This is a genomic window from uncultured Microbulbifer sp. (assembly GCF_947489355.1).
GTDB lineage: Bacteria > Pseudomonadota > Gammaproteobacteria > Pseudomonadales > Cellvibrionaceae > Microbulbifer.
On sequence record NZ_CANLDD010000004.1, the window covers coordinates 123,156 to 138,550 of the forward strand.

At 57.3% G+C, this 15,395-nt stretch carries 11 protein-coding genes; 2 read left to right on the top strand and 9 right to left on the bottom strand.

Going from position 1 to position 15,395, the window contains the following annotated elements:
* Positions 1-22 precede the first annotated feature (22 nt).
* Positions 23-460 (top strand): STAS/SEC14 domain-containing protein, encoded by a 438-nt coding sequence (locus tag Q1A48_RS03800; protein WP_299941429.1) that lies wholly within the window; start codon positions 23-25, stop codon positions 458-460.
* A gap of 215 nt (positions 461-675) precedes the next feature.
* Here Q1A48_RS03800 and fnr (Q1A48_RS03805) read toward each other — a convergent pair whose 3' ends face one another.
* The 6 genes from fnr (Q1A48_RS03805) to Q1A48_RS03830 all read right to left on the bottom strand — a co-directional run bounded on the left by fnr (Q1A48_RS03805) (position 676) and on the right by Q1A48_RS03830 (position 7,146).
* Positions 676-1,407: a fumarate/nitrate reduction transcriptional regulator Fnr gene (gene fnr / locus Q1A48_RS03805; RefSeq protein ID WP_299941454.1), complete on the bottom strand. Its 732-nt coding sequence runs from the start codon at positions 1,405-1,407 to the stop codon at positions 676-678.
* Between the two features lie 176 nt (positions 1,408-1,583).
* Positions 1,584-2,315, bottom strand: coding sequence for a fumarate/nitrate reduction transcriptional regulator Fnr (fnr, locus tag Q1A48_RS03810; RefSeq protein WP_299941431.1), 732 nt, complete (start codon positions 2,313-2,315; stop codon positions 1,584-1,586).
* 69 nt (positions 2,316-2,384) lie between these two features.
* A complete protein-coding gene (hemN, locus tag Q1A48_RS03815; protein WP_299941434.1) occupies positions 2,385-3,773 on the bottom strand; it encodes an oxygen-independent coproporphyrinogen III oxidase in 1,389 nt (462 codons plus the stop codon).
* A 115-nt stretch (positions 3,774-3,888) separates the two neighbouring features.
* Positions 3,889-4,584, bottom strand: a complete 696-nt coding sequence (locus tag Q1A48_RS03820; protein ID WP_299941436.1) for an OmpW family outer membrane protein — start codon at positions 4,582-4,584, stop codon at positions 3,889-3,891.
* Between the two features lie 490 nt (positions 4,585-5,074).
* Positions 5,075-5,983 carry a 3-hydroxyisobutyrate dehydrogenase gene (mmsB, locus tag Q1A48_RS03825; protein WP_299941438.1) on the bottom strand — a complete coding sequence of 303 codons (909 nt, stop codon included), beginning with the start codon at positions 5,981-5,983 and terminating at the stop codon, positions 5,075-5,077.
* A 56-nt stretch (positions 5,984-6,039) separates the two neighbouring features.
* The gene (locus Q1A48_RS03830) at positions 6,040-7,146 is read right to left on the bottom strand and encodes an enoyl-CoA hydratase/isomerase family protein (protein ID WP_299941440.1); all 1,107 of its coding nucleotides are present in this window, start codon (positions 7,144-7,146) and stop codon (positions 6,040-6,042) included.
* A 180-nt stretch (positions 7,147-7,326) separates the two neighbouring features.
* Between Q1A48_RS03830 and ettA the strand changes: the two genes are divergently transcribed.
* Positions 7,327-8,991: an energy-dependent translational throttle protein EttA gene (gene ettA / locus Q1A48_RS03835; protein ID WP_299941442.1), complete on the top strand. Its 1,665-nt coding sequence runs from the start codon at positions 7,327-7,329 to the stop codon at positions 8,989-8,991.
* Positions 8,992-9,149: 158 nt separating this feature from the next.
* On the opposite strand, the gene Q1A48_RS03840 is transcribed toward ettA, so the two are convergent.
* The 3 genes from Q1A48_RS03840 to Q1A48_RS03850 are packed head-to-tail and all read right to left on the bottom strand — an operon-like array spanning position 9,150 to position 15,206.
* A complete protein-coding gene (locus Q1A48_RS03840) occupies positions 9,150-11,288 on the bottom strand; it encodes an ABC transporter ATP-binding protein (protein WP_299941445.1) in 2,139 nt (712 codons plus the stop codon).
* Entirely contained in the window at positions 11,278-14,019 is a 2,742-nt protein-coding gene (locus Q1A48_RS03845) for an ATP-binding cassette domain-containing protein (protein WP_299941448.1), read from the bottom strand. Before Q1A48_RS03845 ends, Q1A48_RS03840 begins: the two co-directional genes overlap by 11 nt.
* Positions 14,016-15,206 carry an HlyD family efflux transporter periplasmic adaptor subunit gene (locus tag Q1A48_RS03850; protein WP_299941451.1) on the bottom strand — a complete coding sequence of 397 codons (1,191 nt, stop codon included), beginning with the start codon at positions 15,204-15,206 and terminating at the stop codon, positions 14,016-14,018. The genes Q1A48_RS03845 and Q1A48_RS03850 overlap by 4 nt, the downstream gene beginning before the upstream one ends.
* Positions 15,207-15,395 lie beyond the last annotated feature (189 nt).

A 15,395-nucleotide genomic window follows, 5' to 3' on the forward strand; every position in this document is an offset into this window, starting at 1 on the left:
CAGTCAACAAAGGGGGGGAGGGATGAAAATCAAACGCCACGGTATCTCCATCGGAATAGAGCGAATCGATAATGATTTTCTGCTGTCTATCAAAGCGGTTGGCCGGCTGACCCATAAGGACTACGAACAAATCATACCTTTGCTGGAATATGCCCTTGAGGGCGTAAAACACCCCCAGGTGAGCATGCTTGTGGATATTCGCGATTTCGAGGGCTGGGGTCTGCATGCAGTGTGGGATGAGTTCAGGCTCGCCCTGAAACACGGTAACGAGTTCTCCCAGATTGCCGTACCCGGGGACGAGGAGTGGCAAGAAATCGCAACAAAAATTGGTGGCTGGTTTTTGAGTGGCGAGGTACGCTACTTTGAGGAAGATCAAAAAGCCATGGACTGGCTAACAACAGGGAATACCTCCAACAATAAACAGACTGACAAAAAATCGGCTTTCTCCACGCACTCGTGATAAGTAGTGGATTGTGGGGGCGTTTACGCTCCCTTTTTTTCTTCAAAAGGTCCGCGAAAATACCAGAAAGACTGTGTCTCACTGCCTCGGGGGAAAACCTGCGGCAACCGGCTATTTTGGGACGGAGGTCACCCAGTAGACAATTGCGAGTCATCACGCCACTATCCCGGGAAGCGCAATACCTACTGTGCCTGTGCAGTCTTTACAGGCACAAGTTACGGAGAATTCTCATAACTGCAATGGGTTCCCGCAATCTCACTGAGCCCGACTATATCCAGAATCTGCACGCTTCTGCCATCCACCCGGATCAATTGTTCGCGGTGTAAACGGGAAAAAAGCCGGCTAATCGTTTCTGCAGTCAGGCCCAGGTAATTGGCAATATCAATGCGTGACATGGAGAGTACAAACTGACTGGGCGAATATCCCCGCTGGGCATATCGGCTGGAGATGTTGATCAAAAATGCGGCGAGGCGAGTGTCTGCGGAACGCTTTCCCAGCAGCATTAATATCTCATTTTCCTGGCGCAGTCCGTCGGAAAACAGGCTGTAAATTTGCTGTTGCAACGCCGGGACCTGCCGGGCCAGCCGCTCCAACTGGACAAACGGCAGCAGACAGACGCTGCTGTCTTCCAGGGCCTCCGAATAACTGGTGTGGAGCCGCCTACTGTAGGCATCGAGACCAAGCAGCTCTCCGGGAAGGGCAAAATGGGTTACCTGGGTATCGCCATCGGCAGCAGTGACTACACACTTAAAACTGCCGGAGCGAATGGCAAAAAGGTCCTGAAAAGAATCTCCGGCGCTGTAGAGCATCTCCCCGGCCCTGACGATCCTCTTCCTGCCGGTAACGCCCTCCAGCCGGTCAATGTCAGCCCGGGACAATCCCGCAGGGAGGCACAAGCGTCTGACCGAACAATTGCTACAACTTATCGCCTCAGGCGAGACAACCATATCAAAACGACTGATAACCCAACTGTCGCAATTGTACCCCTTTCTCCCGGTAGCGTCGCGGAGAGTCAAACGAACATCCGAAAGGGGGATTTTTATTCTATGGAATAGTCAGTCTCTCAACCTGTGTCATACCGAAGAGCAAGTGAGGGAGAATTTTCTTTATTATATGCAACCGGTCAATGGGACTCCTCATAACTGCAGTGGGTGCCCGCCAGCTCACTCAGCCCCACCAAGTCCACAATCTCCACGGCCCTGCCGCTCACCTTGATCAGGTTTTCCCGCTGCAAGCGCGAGAACAGCCGGCTTACGGTTTCTGCAGTCAGCCCCAGGTAGTTGGCGATATCGGTTCGCGGCATGGACAGGATAAACTTGCTGTGGGAATAACCGCGGCGAGAATATCGACTGGAAATATTAATCAGCAGTGCCGCCAGGCGGGTATCCGCCGAACGCTTGCCAAGCAACATCAGAATATCATTTTCCTGGCGCAGCTCTTCGGAAAATATCGTGTAAATCTGTTGCTGCAGGGCCTGTACCTGGTGGGCGAGAATTTCCAGTTGAGTAAATGGCAACAGGCAGACGCTACTATCTTCCAGGGCTTCGGCATAACTGGGATGGACCCGGTCACTGTAGGCATCGAGACCGAGCAGTTCTCCAGGCAGGGCAAAATGCGTCACCTGGGTATCGCCATCGGCAGCAATAACCACCGTTTTGAAACTGCCGGAACGAATGGCGTACAGATTGGCAAAAGGGTCACCAGCGCGGTAGAGCGTCTCCCCGGCTTTCACCAGCTTTTTCCGGCGAGTGACCTGCTCAAGTCGATCGATATCGGCTTGGGATAATCCTGCCGGCAGGCATAAACGCCTGACTGAGCAGTTGCTGCAGCTGACCGCTACTGAGGAGTCCATCATACTAACCAGCCGGTAATTCAATTTGCGGCAATTGTAACCGCTAAGCGGGCAATCGTCGCCTGCAGCCAGTTAAAGAACACGGGAATATTGGGCCTGTGTCGGCTGGTTGTGTAGATAACTATCGAAAGCGGACGCCACATTTCGCACAAACCAACGCCCCTGCTCAGTAATCATAATTGCCTTGTCGTCCTGGTAAATAAGCCCGTCGTCAAACATAGGTTGCAGACGCTCGAGTTCCTCATGGAAATACTCTGCAAACGGTGTTCCCATACAGCGCTCAACCTCGTCTTTATCCAGGCGCAGGCGACACATGAGTTCGCTGATCACCCGTTGACGCAATCGGTCCTCCTCGCTCAACAACCAGCCCCGGCAAGCGGCATTTCCCCGCTCGCCAATGGCCTGGGCGTACTCTTTCAAGCGGTGCGAGTTTTGCCAGAAGCCACTTTGACTGTAACTGATTGCCGATGCGCCCAGTCCCACAAGGGCATCTGCAGGCATCAGGGTATATCCCTGGAAATTCCGTTGCAGCCTGCCCGTATCCGCAGCTTTGGCCAGTTCGTCGCCGGGGCGGGCGAAGTGGTCCATGCCGAGGAATGCATATCCCGCGCGCGCCAAGTGCTCCACTGCTGCCAGTTGCATGGCAATTTTTTCTGCGGCAGGGGGAATCAGATCGCTATCTATCAGGCGCTGGGCCTTAAAGCGGTGTGGCAAATGGGCGTAGTGATAAAGCGCGATACGATCCGGTTGTAACTCCAGCACCCTGTCCAAAGTGCGCTGCAGTGTGCCCAGGTTCTGCTGTGGCAGTCCGTAAATCAAATCGTAGGAAATGGAGACAAATCCCCGCTCACGCGCTGCAGCAGTCAGGGTACTCACCTGATCGGCACTGCAAATACGATTGATGGATCGCTGTACCTCGGCATCAAAATCCTGAATGCCCAGACTGAGGCGATTAAAACCCAGCTCCCTCAGGGTATCCAGCGTCTCCAGCTCCAGGGTACGCGGATCGGCTTCAATGCTGTACTCAACACCATCACCAGGGTTCAGATCAAAGACCTCTCCCAGCCCTTTCATTAACCGACGCAAATCAACATCGTTGAGGAAAGTGGGCGTACCACCACCCAGGTGCAACTGTGTTACAGGTACCTGCGCCACTTTATCGCGGTACCAGCGCGCCTCCTGTAAAAGATGATCGAGGTAACTGGAGGCGAGCCCATACTGCTGGGTGATCACTTTGCTGCAGGCACAGAAGTAACAGAGGGAGCGGCAAAAGGGAATATGGACATACAGAGAAAGGCTGCGGATGCCCTGTAGCCCTGTCCAGGGCCTGACGCCCTCCAGAGAACTGAACCGATCCGCAGTAGGATAAGAGGTATAGCGGGGGCAGGGCCCGCTGTAGCGGGATAACAGCGCTTGTGAAAGCCCGCCCACTTTGGTCTTTATCTCTTGCACCATATTCATCACAATTTATCAAGCCATTTGCGACAACCCCCGTCACAAACTGAAAGATGACCGTCAGGTCCACCAAAAGAAAACCGCAGCGGCTGCCCCATCCCGGAGCCCCGGTGTCACAGGCTTAGAACCGGTAGCCCAGCCCCGCCGTGTATACCAGCGGGTCGATATCCACGCTGGCGGTGATATCACCCACTTCCGGCACTGTCACTTTGGCGTCGGTATCGATATCGATCAAGAACACCGCCAAGTTGAACAACCAGCGCTTGTCCGCACCGAAGGCAAAATCCACTCCCGCTTCCGCGACCAGGCCAAAAGAGTTGTCCAGGGACAATTTGGCTCCTCCTGTTGCACCGAGGGTCGCGAATCTCGCATCCGCTTCGCTGTCAATGTCCTCATCAAAGAATACGGTGTAATTCAACCCCACTCCGAGATAGGATTGAACTGAAGACCGCTTATCCATGGGGTACCACTGCAGCAGCAGGGAGGGTGGGAGCTGCTTGGTTTCCCCAAGGTCAAAGGTCGCCCCCAGGCCCTCGACCTGAATATCGTGGGTGAACGGGGTTGCCGCCAGCAGTTCCACACCCCAGTGGTCGTGAAACATGTAAACACCCGTCAAGCCCAGAGCGGAGCCGTTGTCAACATCAACCCTGGTGCCACCCAGCCTGGCGCCCGACATTGACAGCGCGCTGGAACTGACATCGGGTGCTACTAAGGCGATGCCACTGCGCACAATGATGCTCCCCTTTTCATAGGCAAGTGCCGGTACAGAAAGTACAGCGGTCAAAGCAGCGGCTGTGCATGCAGTGATACGATTCATCAACTTCTCCATAGGGCAATTTGGCATTTTTCCCGACTTGAGAAGGCTTCTTCCAGGCCCACTCACCAGTCGCAGACAGGTTAACCGCTGACCTTGCTCAGGGGCTTGATCCAAATCAAGGTGTTCAAATGCACGGCACCAAGACCATCGATCAGTGCGATACATTAAGGTGGAACCAGGAAAACATGAGGTACATCAAGGGCAGGCAGGGGCGCTAGCTATCAGGAAACCCAAAGGAGCCATTGAGTCCTTCCTGAAACTAGCTTGTCGATGAGGGCGCAATACCTGGGAGACAGACAACTCGTATTTCACCCCCGAGACTGATCAGTTGCCGGATTCATGCTGCCCGGGCGCGTGGCTCAGCCGGCCACAGGCTGGCGCAAGCTCTCCGCCTCCACAGGTACGCAGCTCACTCAAGAGCGACCACCGACCGGTCCCATTCGGCAGCACTGACTTGGCATATAGCACCGCAGTGACCGGAAAATCCTAACTAGTCGGTCAAAACTCCTGCCGGGCGGCGGAACATATTTTGGATACTGGAGAAATCCAGTTGTTGGTTCACTGCACTGGCACCGTGCAGCTGATACAGGTTTTCCGCCAGCGCGCCCATGGGCGTGGACGAAGCGCTACCCGCCGCGGCATCCATGGCCAGGCGCAGATCTTTCAGCATCAGGGCCACACTGAAACCACCGCAATAACCATTGGCTGCGGGCACATTCTCCATCGCGCCAGGGTAGGGATTGTAATGAGTCAGAGACCAGTTGTTGCCTGAGCTTTCGCACATAATTTCCGAGAGCACTCTCGGGTCCAGCCCCTTGTCCACACCCAGTTGCAGCGCTTCGGCGGTACCGGTCATCTGCACCGCCAGCAACAGGTTATTGCAGATTTTCGCCACCTGCCCTGATCCAGCGCCACCCGCATGGAAAATCTTGCTGCCCATGGCCTGCAACGGCGCTCGCGCCACATCAATTGCCGCCATATCGCCGCCACACATAAAGCACAGGGTACCCGCTATCGCCGCGGCAGTCCCGCCGGACACAGGAGCATCAATTGCTCGGATACCGCGCACATAGGCCGCTTCATGCACCAGGCAGGCATCTTCCGCAGAAACCGTCGAGCAATCAATGACCAGGGTATCCTCCTGAAGCTGTTTTAACAGCCCTTGCTCACCGAGATAGAGGCCTTTGATCGCATCACCACTGGGCAACATGGAAATCACGGTGCCGGCCCCTTCCAGGGCCTGTCCAATATGCTCACAGGCCAGGCAGCCTTTCCTCTGTGCCTGCGCCAATGCCGCGGGATTTAAGTCAAAAGCCGCTACTTGGTATCCGGCCTTGACCAAATTGGCAGCCATCGGGCCACCCATATTACCCAGACCAAAAAAGGCTATCTTTTGCATAAAAACCACTCCGGTTTTTGTTGTTGGTGTCCCGGGCGAAAACGGCCCGGTTCGCTCTATAAATCTGCCAGCGGATGCTCGCCGTACCAGGGGCTGTCAAAGCAGCGCGCTACCTGCTCTGGAGATATCTCCTCCAGGCTCGCCGGTTGCCACTGCGGAGCACGGTCCTTGTCGATCAACAGAGCACGCACCCCTTCTTTGAAATGGCCACTGGCACAGAGGTTAACTGCCAGAGCCAGCTCCATGCGAAAGACATCGGCGAGGGACCGGTGGCGGGCCCGGCGCAGCTGCTCCCAGATAATCCAGGGCGTTAACGGAGAGCCCCCCGCGAGGGTGCTGGCGGAGCGCTGCAGCCATTTGTCTCCCCCCTGGTAGGAACGGATTGCCGTACACACCGCTGGCAGACTGGAGAAGTCCGTGAGCTGCTGGATCTGGTCATAGTGTTCCCACAGCACCGATTCCGGCCGCTGCAGCGATACGAGTTCAAACGTTTTCAGGCAATCACTGACGGTTTCGTGGTTGGCATCCACACCCTGGGCAAATGCCAACGCAGCCAATGTTTCCAGTACGGTATCGCGCTGGTCCTGCGCGATCATACGGTCCGCCAGGCCCACAAACAGGGCATCGGCACCATTAAACTGGGCACCTGTCAGCCCCAAAAACAGCCCAAGACGGCCAGGCATACGGTTCAGGAACCAACTGCCTCCCACATCGGGAAACAGGCCGATTGTAATTTCAGGCATGGCCATGCGGGTGGTTTCAGTGACAATACGGTGACTGGCCCCGGCCATAATACCGATACCGCCGCCCATCACGATGCCGCCACCCCAAACCACAACCGGCTTGGAATAGGTATGGATTGTGTAGTCGAGACGATACTCGCAGGAGAAAAATTCTGTGTTATATCGGCCATCCCCTGTCTCCCCATAGCTCGCCGACTGTTGGTATAGGGTCACCACATCGCCTCCGGCACACAGCGCCCTGTCGCCACTGCCGTCTATCCACACAACAGCCACCGTATCGTCCCGAGCCCACGCATCCAACTGGGCACAGAGCCGCTCTATCATCTGCAGGTTCAACGCATTCAGTGCCTTGGGCAGGTTGAGAGTCGCGACCGCCACAGCGCCACGCCGGGAAAATAATACGGGGAAATCCTGATCCATTGTTGTCTGTCTTATTGCACCTGTACTTGATAGCTTCGCAGTTAAGCACAGATCGCTGCGGGCGTCAGCCACACGCGAGTACAGCCCCCTTACCCAGGCCCACGCAGTTGCACTTTCTACGCAAACTGATAAGTTGCGCGCAAATTCTCACCGATTCCAACACTCATTACTGGAACCCAGATGGCTGAATACGTTTACACCATGAACCGGGTGGGCAAGGTAGTGCCACCCAAACGCGAAATCCTCAAGGATATCTCCCTGTCCTTCTTTCCCGGTGCCAAGATTGGTGTGCTGGGACTCAACGGTGCCGGTAAATCCAGCCTTCTGCGCATTATGGCCGGTGTGGATCAGGACTATCATGGTGAAGCCCGGGCCATGCCCGGTATCAAAGTGGGCTACCTGCCTCAAGAACCCCAGTTGGACCCCGGCAAAACCGTGCGTGGCAATGTGGAAGATGGCATGCGGGAAGCCATCGACGCCCTCGCCGGCCTCGAACAGGTCTATGCCGATTATGCAGAACCCGACGCAGACTTTGATGCCCTGGCAAAAAAACAGCAGCAGCTAGAAGATATCATTCATGCCTGGGACGCCCACAACCTGGAGCACCGCCTGGAAGTGGCTGCCGACGCCCTGCGCCTGCCATCCTGGGACGCGGATATCACCAACCTGTCCGGTGGTGAAAAGCGCCGTGTGGCCCTGTGTCGCCTGTTACTGTCGCGCCCCGACATGCTGCTGCTCGACGAACCCACCAACCACCTGGATGCCGAATCCGTGTTCTGGCTGGAGCGCTTCCTGCACGATTTTACCGGCACCGTCGTAGCCATCACCCATGACCGCTACTTCCTCGACAATGTGGCTGGCTGGATTCTGGAACTGGACCGCGGCCACGGCATCCCCTGGGAAGGGAACTACACCACCTGGCTGGCACAGAAAGAGCACCGCCTGGCACAGGAACAGCGCGGCGAACAGGCCCGTATGAAGGCTGTACAAAAAGAGCTGGAGTGGGCCCGCCAGAATCCCAAAGGCCGCCAGTCCAAGAACAAGGCCCGCCTCGCACGCCTGGAGGAGATGCAGTCTCAGGATTTTCAGGCCCGCAACGAGACCAACGAGATCTATATTCCGCCCGGTGAACGCCTCGGCGACAAGGTGATCGAGTTCGAGAGTGTCAGCAAAGGTTTTGGTGATCGCCTGTTGCTCGAGAACCTGTCCCTGTGCATCCCCAATGGCGCTATTGTCGGTATCGTTGGCGGCAACGGCGCCGGAAAATCCACTCTGCTTCGTATGATCAGCGGCTCAGAACAACCGGACGCCGGAGAAATTCACATCGGGGACACCGTCAAAGTCGCCTATGTGGAACAGGGCCGCGAAAACCTGGATAACAGCAAAACCGTTTGGGAGGCCATCTCCGACGGCCACGACAGGCTCAAGATCAATCACTACGAAGTGGGGTCGCGCAACTACGTGGGCCGCTTCAACTTCAAAGGCAGCGATCAGCAAAAACGGGTGGGCGAGTTGTCCGGCGGGGAGCGCGGGCGCCTGCACCTGGCCTATACCCTCAAACAGGGCGCCAATGTACTGCTGCTCGATGAGCCCTCCAACGATCTGGATATCGAGACACTGCGGGCTCTGGAAGAAGCCCTGCTCAATTTCCCCGGTTGCGCCCTGGTGATCTCCCACGACCGCTGGTTCCTGGACCGTGTCGCCACCCATATCCTCGCCTACGAAGGCGAGAGCGAAGCCGTGTTTTTTGAAGGTAACTACACCGAATACCACGAGGACTTTGTTCTGCGCAAGGGCGAAGAGGCCACACCACATCGCATGCACTATAAGAAACTGAAGACCTGAAAGTAAGAAAGCCCGCAGAATGCGGGCTTTCTTTAAAAAATTGAAATAGCACAACCAAACCTCGGTTAATAAAGGCGCAATTAAAGACTCCTTAAGGGCCAATCAGAAACCGGCTGCCTTCGCTGAATATAAAAAAACACACTGGCAATAACCGATCATTATGGGTGCGCAATCACAATCAATGTATTTGCGTACTTTTGTACGCAGGCCATGGCCCGGCGCAAATTTCCCGGGTCCAGGGCAGCAAAACTTTCGTCCAGCACGACCATTTGCGCGTTTTGCAACAGGGCACGGGCAATAAACAACCGGCTCATCTCCCCGTGAGACAGGCGCCAACCCATCTCGCCCACCGTCTGCAGCATACCCGCGGGCATTTTTTGCAAAAGCGGAGTAAGACCGAGTTCGTCGCAGATAGCATAGGCTTTGCGCAGGCTCTCCTGCCGTGGCGGCCACTCGTCGCCCATCAGCAGGTTGAACAGGAAAGAATCGCCAAGCACATGGTTTTCATGAAATTGGGGGGCGGAGGCCACCAGCCTCTGCCACTGCCCAGGACCAAGACTGTTGCCATCGTACCCATTTAAGAGCAACAGGCCTTCGTCCGGTTTCTGGAGGCCGGTAATCACATTGGCAAGGGTGGATTTTCCAGAGCCGGAGACACCCTGCAAAAGCAGACGGTCGCCGGGATAAATGACCAGGCTGCACTCCGCCAGCACCAGCTTTTCTTTTTTCGGGTAACTGAAACACAGATCGCGGAGGTAGCACAGGGGTTGGGTGTCAGGCCCAGAGGCTGTGCTGCCGGTTGCGATAGGTGCAGCACCGGGAGAGGAGCGTTTTTGTGGTGCCTCCAGGGCAAAGAGTTCCCGCACGTTTTCCCAGGCCACCAGGGCGCTCAAGGCACCAGTAAAGCCATTTAGGCACTTGAGCACCGCGCGATAGCCGAGCAGCACTCCGCCCAGGGCCACAGCGAGTTGCGCACTGTCGGAGTTGCCGGCGATAAACACAGGCGCCAGCCCGGCCACCCCCAGCATAAGCCAGAGACGTGGCAATAGCGCTGCCAAATGCACCATGGTGCTGTCCATACCTGCGGAACTTTGCAGGTAGTCACTCAACTCGCGGTCCTCTCCCCGGTGCCATTCAGCCGGCGGCTGCTGTGCAAGGCGGGTGCGGTGGCCGAGCATTTTTTCTATCAAGCGGTGGGTCATGGTCAAACGCCGGGCAGTCCAGCGGCGGCGGCTGCGGTATTGGGCCCGGCCGAGAAAAAAGGCCAGCATTAAAAACGGCAACAACATCAACAGATGCAAGGGTCCGCCGGCCCCCAGGGCGAGCACAATACAGGCCAGTGCTAGTTCCACTATGCCCAGCAACAGCGAGAAGCTGCCCTGAAGAGCGCTGGCCTCAAGGCTTTCCGCATCGTAAACCCGCCCGAGTACCTGGCCCGAGCCCATATGCCGCACCTTGTCCGTATCGATACGCAGGGCGCTGACGAGTAGGCGCTGTTTTAGCAGCGCGCCGGTCTCCACCGATACCGAACCCTGCAGTTGCGCCGTGAGCAATGACAAGGGAACCTGCGAAACCAGCAGAAGCACCCAGGCCACGAGCCAGCCGGCATCAATAGAGCCGCCCAGTAGAGCGCGGCCGATTACCCACCAACTGGCCAGGAACAGGGCCATTTGTAACGCGTGAAAGCCGAGCATCGCGAGAAAACGCCGGTGCAGGCCTTTCTGGCGCAGTTGCTGCCAGAAAGGCCGGTGCGCGGGCTGGCGCAGCAGCCAGCACTGCTCAAGGTGCAACCCTGCCAGGCTTTCCCGCAGCAGGGTACTGGTGGCCCTGCTGCGGCGGCGCCCGCCAATACCGGCGCTGTCGAGCAGGCGGTTGATGCGCTGGCGCTGGGGCGCCGCCTGCGCGTGGGTGAGCTGGATCATCACCCGCCGCAGACACACCTTTTGCACTTGCAGAGCGGGGGTGAGCAGGTGCAGGCGACGGCGATTACCACCGCACAGGGCGATAAAATACACCCTCTCGCCAAAGCGCAGGCGGATCAATGCCGGCGCGGCACGCGTCAGCACCTGTTCCAGCTCTCCGTAACCGCAGCCGACTTTCTCTATCTGCAAATCCAGGGCCTCAGCACCCAGCTGAAACCGGGTATCAATATTCTCTAACCCCTGTGCGGCGGCACTGGAGTCGGGCGTGTCGGGCCCCAGCCCACAGTGCCGGGCCAGGGTTTGTAGGGCCGTATCCAGTTGGGCAATGGGCCAGCACAGGGCGCGCAGACTGTTATCCACAGATTCAGCGCTCACAGGCCACCTCCGCAGTTGCATCCGCCGTTCGGAGGGAGTCGGCTTCTGCCTGAGGCGGCACTTCCGAGAGGCGCCCGCCCCGCATGCGCAAATGGCGCCAGTCGGTACTTTTCCAGCAGTCCTGCCACAAAGTTTGCTCCGCTACCAGCAATTGGGCGTAACGCGTGTCCCTGCGTTTGCTCAATACCGCCGGTGTGCCATCTTCCACTATGCGACCGTCCTCAACCACCAATACACGATCAAAGTGTTGTGTTTCGGCAATATCGTGGGTCATGCAGATCAATGTGATGTCCTGCCAGGCCTGACGCACACGCCCGAGCAGGCGCTGGCGCTGGTCGCGGTCCAGGCCGCGAAAGGGCTCATCCAGGATGGCACAGCAGGGCACTTCGCGGCCCAGGGCACGGCCGAGACGCACGCGCTGACCCTCCCCGCCACTGACCAGCCCCCCCCCCTCTCCCAAGGCACTCTGCAGGCCATCTGGCAGCGAGGCCAGCAGTTTGAGTAAATCCGCCTGCTCAAGAATCGGATACAGCGGCGCGTTGGGGGCGTTTCCGTAGTGCAGGTTGTCAAGCAGGCTGTTGTTCCACAATTGAATGGCGGGATCTACCCAGGCGCAATGCAGGCGGAAGCGGGCCTGCAGTTCCCCTTTCAGCTCGGCACCGTTTAGCAGTACGCGACCCTGGGCAGGCCTGTGCCAGCCCAACAGCAGACCCGCCAGGCTGGATTTACCCGCACCGGATGCGCCCACGACAGCGATATGTTCGCCAGGGCCTATTTCCAGATTGATATCATCGAGAATGGTTCGGCCGCTGGCATTTACCCGAATATCCTCAAAGCGAAAATGCGCGGGCCGCTTCGGGTTAAAATCGGCGACCTTGACTGTGGTATCCGGTGCGCCCTGGTCCTCAACCGCCTGCAGTGGTTCGAGCGCCCTCAGCAAGGTGGTGCGCTGGCGGGGGTATTCACGGATTCGCACGGCGATATCCTCGCCCAATGGTGGCAGCGCCAGCACCCAGTAAATTAACAACAGCAGATCGGGGTCTGCCCCGCGGCTGTGGATACAATAAATCACCAGGGTAGCGGCAAGTGCACAGTTCACAACCAGTTGCAGAGCCTGGCTGTTGAGCTGAAAGCGCAGGAAGGTATAACCGGCCCTGATCCATTCGGAAAGCAAGACCTCATGTTCCCTGCGTACCGATTCCCCAGCGCCATGGGTACGTATCGGCACAACCCCCAACAGCGCATCCATATAGAACCGGGCCAGGGCACCGGTATGGGTCTGCACTCTCATATTGTGATCATTGAGCACCGGCTGAAACAACAGTGGAATCGCTACCTGCAATGCCGCCATCAGAAGTACCAGCGGTGCAGCTGAGGGCACAAGCCAGATAATGCCTGCGGCCGTCGCGAGCAGCATGAAGACGTTGAAGAGGATACCGCCCCCCAGCACCGGCAACTCCCTGAGGGCGGTAATTCGGTGGCTGCGCTCGGCGGTATCCGAGGTGGGGCGACTCTGGAAAAAGTGCTCCGGTATCTGCGGCAGCGCGGAGAGAAAGCGCATGCGAAAACGGTTTTCCAGGTGTCGCCCCAGCACCCGTTGCAGCTTGGCAACGGGAAACTGCAATAAAATGACGGTGAGCAAAAAGCCCAGTAGCAGAGCCACGGCTCCCATACGCTGCAGACCGGTGGCCAGTTCGCTGTGGATATCGATAAGGCCGCGAAACAGCAGGGCCTCAGCCATCAAACCGAATACCGCGCCGAGCATCGCCAGCGCAATAATTACCGGAGCGAGCAGGCCATCCTCGCGGAGTAGATGCCACAGCTGCGGCAGGGGGCGCACCGATGGGGCTTGCAGCGCCCTGACCAGCGACCTGGAGCGCGGCTTCACCGCATCCGCTTTGCGCACGCCCTTGACACGCACGACCACAGCGCCACTGAATTCCAGTTGTTCCGGGGCCAACTCCATGCTTTCACCAGACGCAAACCCCGCCTGGCGATAGGGGCGCACACACCAGTACTGCTCCGGCACCAGGGTGTGTGCGCAAGTGGCATCTGCGCCGAATTCCTCCACCAGCTTCTGCAGCATACTATTGATTTCCGCACCGCGTCGCACAGCACCTGCCGACATCAGCGCGGTCAACATGCGTACTGACGCATCAAGAAACGCCAGGGAGAACCAGTTACCCGACTCGAGGGATCGCCGGCACAAATCCGACCTGTCCAGCTCGGAAACCTTGAGCCGCTGCATACGTTCGCACAGCGGATCGATAAAATCAGCACCTCCAGCCCAGCTGCGCCAATCCTTCGGGGGCAGACGCAAGGTATGGACATGCAGTTCGTCGAGAAAACGGCGCGCACTGGGCCAGCGCCTGCCGCTGGCGGGGTCCATTAATTGCACAACACCCCCGTGGTTGCGCCAGGCCACCACAAAATGGGTATTGCCGTTTGGCAGGCGTACCACCACCATGCCCGGTAAATAGCCCGGCGCATTCAACAGTAGGTGATCCTTGGGCACCACCATCTGCGCGGCATCCAGTCCCAACTCGACAGCGACCCGCTCCAGGGTATTGATGGAGGTGCCATCTACATCGGTTTGGCAGGCATCGCGCAGGTGGCCATAGTGAACACTGACCCCGAAACCCTCCAGCAGGCACTTAAGGGATGCCGGGCCGCAGTCCATATTGGAAGTCTGGATCACTTCAGGCACCAGCCAGCGGGTTTTCCGATTCACGGCAACCTCTCTACTGTGGCCTGGCGACTCTGGCGCTCCCCGGTAAGAGCGTCCCCCACCCGTTGCAGCAGCAGCTGGTAAGGGGTTTTGGTGCCCGTGGCAATTTCAACCCTGGCGGGCAGATCATGCAGGAGCGGTAACTGCGGCGGTACTTTTCCCTGCAGGGAAAGCTGCACAAGAATCCGCTCCTGCCGCACGGCACTGGCCACCCGCTCCACCCGGGCATGTAACTGGCCGTAGCGTGCCCAGGAAAAACCATCCAGTTTTACCCGGGCATATTGACCTGGTCGGATATGGCCGAGTGCCTGAGCCGGCGGGAAGTATGCCTGTATGCCAATGCCACCCTCTGCCTGGATGGTGGCAACCTGTTGTCCGGCAACCAAGACTTCACCCTCGCGAATATCCGCCAAGGAAGCGAGGGTACCGGTGATCGGCGCACGCAACTGTTGCTCGTCGGCAGCCAGAGTGCTCTGCCGCATGCGAGTTTCCACTTCAACCAGTTTGCGCTGGATATTAACACTGCGCTGTTTCAGCTCACTGACCACCAGTTGGTACTCATTGGCAATTTGCTCTCGGCGATCCTGCTCTGCGCGGATGTCGGCCTCTGCCGCAAGCGTTTCCATCGCCATCTGCTGGTATGTGCGCTTGGCCACAAGATAATCGAGCTCCGAACTCTGCTGTTTTTGTAAAAGCCGCTCGTAACGTTCCGTTACCTCGGCCTGGATTTGCTGGTTGCTCACCTGCAACTGGTGCTGTCCCCGGAGGAATTTAAGCTGGTCGAGCAGGGCTTTATCCTCCTCCGCAAATTTTTTATCCAGTAAACTTTGATCCCGCTCAATCGCAGCAAGTTGTTCGGTGAGTCTCTGCGAAACCCTGGCATCCCCATCCAGTTCCAGGTCCAGGGCCGAAGTATCCAGTTGTATCAACAGGTCGCCAGTTCTCAGGGTATCACCGAGAGAGGCGGCAATAGCAACAACCCGGCCGGCTCTTTGTGTGCTAACTTGCACCGTGTTTTGTGCCTGCTCGAGCCTGGCCACATCACTGACACTGTAGGTGGTAATGTCTTTGCTAAAAAACCAGATCGCCCAGGCCACCATCAAGAGTATCCCGCAGGTGGACACCAGGGCTAAAGAATGGATCGTCTCGGAGGCTATAGAGCGGGTAGTGTGAACAAAAGGTGTGGGCAATGCGATTTATCCAATTGGTACCAATTAAGGCTTGTGCAAGTTATGATGGGTTTTTATTCCATGCACAGCCAAATCTAAGTCCCCCCTGCTTAATAGTCAAATCCAGTTAAATGGTAGTGTTCAGAATTCTGTGTCATTTCTTTATCATTAGCAAAAAAGAGATGACCTATGACCAAACCTACTTTCGAT

Bases quoted from the DNA above. Each gene is read 5' to 3' on its own strand.
- Q1A48_RS03830 (WP_299941440.1), bottom strand. From the start codon at position 7,146: ATGGATCAGGATTTCCCCGTATTATTTTCCCGGCGTGGCGCTGTGGCG.
- fnr (WP_299941454.1), bottom strand. From the start codon at position 1,407: ATGGTTGTCTCGCCTGAGGCGATAAGTTGTAGCAATTGTTCGGTCAGA.
- Q1A48_RS03800 (WP_299941429.1), top strand. From the start codon at position 23: ATGAAAATCAAACGCCACGGTATCTCCATCGGAATAGAGCGAATCGAT.
- Q1A48_RS03820 (WP_299941436.1), bottom strand. From the start codon at position 4,584: ATGAATCGTATCACTGCATGCACAGCCGCTGCTTTGACCGCTGTACTT.
- fnr (WP_299941431.1), bottom strand. From the start codon at position 2,315: ATGATGGACTCCTCAGTAGCGGTCAGCTGCAGCAACTGCTCAGTCAGG.
- hemN (WP_299941434.1), bottom strand. From the start codon at position 3,773: ATGAATATGGTGCAAGAGATAAAGACCAAAGTGGGCGGGCTTTCACAA.
- ettA (WP_299941442.1), top strand. From the start codon at position 7,327: ATGGCTGAATACGTTTACACCATGAACCGGGTGGGCAAGGTAGTGCCA.
- mmsB (WP_299941438.1), bottom strand. From the start codon at position 5,983: ATGCAAAAGATAGCCTTTTTTGGTCTGGGTAATATGGGTGGCCCGATG.